Source organism: Streptomyces mesophilus (assembly GCF_011044995.1).
GTDB lineage: Bacteria > Actinomycetota > Actinomycetes > Streptomycetales > Streptomycetaceae > Streptomyces > Streptomyces mesophilus.
The window spans coordinates 1-1,750 of record NZ_JAAKZW010000445.1; the positions used below are offsets into that span (position 1 = coordinate 1).

General features: G+C 63.1%; 3 protein-coding genes and 1 pseudogene. All 4 read left to right on the forward strand.

What is annotated here, in order from left to right:
- Positions 1 to 19 precede the first annotated feature (19 nt).
- Positions 20 to 352, forward strand: a complete 333-nt coding sequence (locus tag G6045_RS40445) for a hypothetical protein (RefSeq protein WP_165337240.1) — start codon at positions 20 to 22, stop codon at positions 350 to 352.
- A 23-nt stretch (positions 353 to 375) separates the two neighbouring features.
- On the forward strand, positions 376 to 687 hold the full coding sequence (locus tag G6045_RS40450) for a pore-forming ESAT-6 family protein (protein WP_165337241.1): 312 nt from the start codon (positions 376 to 378) through the stop codon (positions 685 to 687).
- Positions 688 to 702: 15 nt separating this feature from the next.
- On the forward strand, positions 703 to 1,077 hold the full coding sequence (locus G6045_RS40455; RefSeq protein WP_408056431.1) for a DUF6507 family protein: 375 nt from the start codon (positions 703 to 705) through the stop codon (positions 1,075 to 1,077).
- Positions 1,074 to 1,750 (forward strand): annotated as a pseudogene (locus G6045_RS40460) (hypothetical protein); the annotation flags it as partial. The gene G6045_RS40455 and the pseudogene G6045_RS40460, both read left to right, overlap by 4 nt.

Here is a 1,750-nt window from a genome sequence, read left to right on the forward strand (position 1 = left end):
ACTGGCCGGGGGAGGCCCGATGAAGTTCGACATGGGTGCGTCCGTGTTGTCGAATCTGCGGTCGCAGTCGCAGGGTTCGAGTGATGATCTGGGGTCGTTGATCCGTCAGTTGATTGCTGCGGCGCAGCCGTTGGAGGGTCGTTTCAACGGTTCGGGTAAGGCGGCGTTCGATGCGTTCAAGAACAACTCGGATGAGATCACGGCGGCGTTGAACGGGTCGCTTTCGGCGATTTTGGGTGGTCAGTCGGGGATGGACTCGTCGTTTGCGACGGGTGATCAGGAGTCGGCGGACAATGCCCGTTCGAACATGGCTGCCGCGAACTTCGACGCTGCCCGCTTCGGCGGACGCTGAACCTGGGGATTGGGGACTGTCTGATGGCTGGTAATGCGGATCGTCGTTCGTATGACATGGCGGCGTCCTCGGACGCGCAGGGCAACATTCAGGGGGTGATCGCGCGTCTGGAGCAGGTGATCACGGACCGGGATCGTGCGGTGAAGGCGGCGATGGCCGACTTCCAGGCGGATGGTGTGTCGGACTCGTATCACGACAAGGAGCTGCGCTGGAATCGCGCCTCCAGCGAGGTCCGGACGATTATTCAGCTGCTGAAGACGACGTTGGAGAAGAACGACGGCACGGCGCAGCAGACGTTGCAGCGCGCGAAGGCCGCTGTCGATTCCATCGGCTGAGCACGGGGGTAGCTGGTGTCGGGTTGGGACATTCGTCCGCAGGGTGTTCAGGGCATTTTGAAGACCACCGGGGAGACGGCGGGTGGGATCGAGAAGCAGGCCACCACGTTTGGTGAGCATCTGAAGACTGCTGCGACGTCTGCGGGGACGATTGCCGCGGAGGGTGCCGATCAGGGTGGTCTGGTGGCTTTGGCGCTCTCGCAGTTTGCTGAGCATGCGGCGAAGGACATCAAGTTCGTGGCGGCGCGGGCGGGTAAGTCGCTGACCGGTGCGGTCGAGGCCACTACCGCGTATCTGAACGGGGATGTGGAGATGGCCGCCGAAGCGCAGCGCAAGGCGCTGTCGGCCCCTGATATTGATCTGGGGAAGCCGGGGGTGCAGGAAGGATGATCTCTCCTTCTGCTGTTCCGCAGTTCACCGGCGACCTGGGTTCGCTGGAGACCGCGGTGACGGGGCTGGGTAAGGATGCGGGTGCGATCCGCAAGACCGGCTCCGATGTGCATACCCAGTTTCAGGGCCTGTCCGCGTATTACACCGCTCCCGAGGCCGAGCAGCTGTTCGCCAGCACCAAGCCGGTGCAGGACCGGGCCGATCAGTTCGGGGACGATCTGGAGAAGGTCGGCTCCGCGCTCACCGCGTATGCGGGTGAGGTGAAGCCGATCGCGGACCGGCTCAAGCAGTTGAAACTCGATGCGCAGGCTTTCGTGGACTCGGTCAAGGATGACGAGGACTGGAAGTACGACGGCGACAAGATCGAGAAGCACAACGGGATCCAGTCCGACATCACCGCCGCCGTCGCCGCGTTCTGGGCCGCGGAACGCGCCTGCGCGAACAAGATCACCGCGCTTTTCGGTGGGACCCAGTTCGTGGCGAACGACGGGTCCAACAAAGACAACATGTACGGCTACAGCGCCGACGACCTGAAGAACGCCAAGGTGCCGTGGGGGACTCCGGAAGAGGAGTCGCACCATTGGTATGAGGTCGGGCACTGGGTGAAATCGTTCGTCTGGGACGGCCTGATCGTCGACGGGATCTGGGGCACCATCAAAGGCCTCGGCACCCT

What these genes read in the sequence shown, in the direction of transcription:
- G6045_RS40445 (WP_165337240.1), top strand. Translation starts at nt 20, where the DNA reads ATGAAGTTCGACATGGGTGCGTCCGTGTTGTCGAATCTGCGGTCGCAG.
- G6045_RS40450 (WP_165337241.1), top strand. Translation starts at nt 376, where the DNA reads ATGGCTGGTAATGCGGATCGTCGTTCGTATGACATGGCGGCGTCCTCG.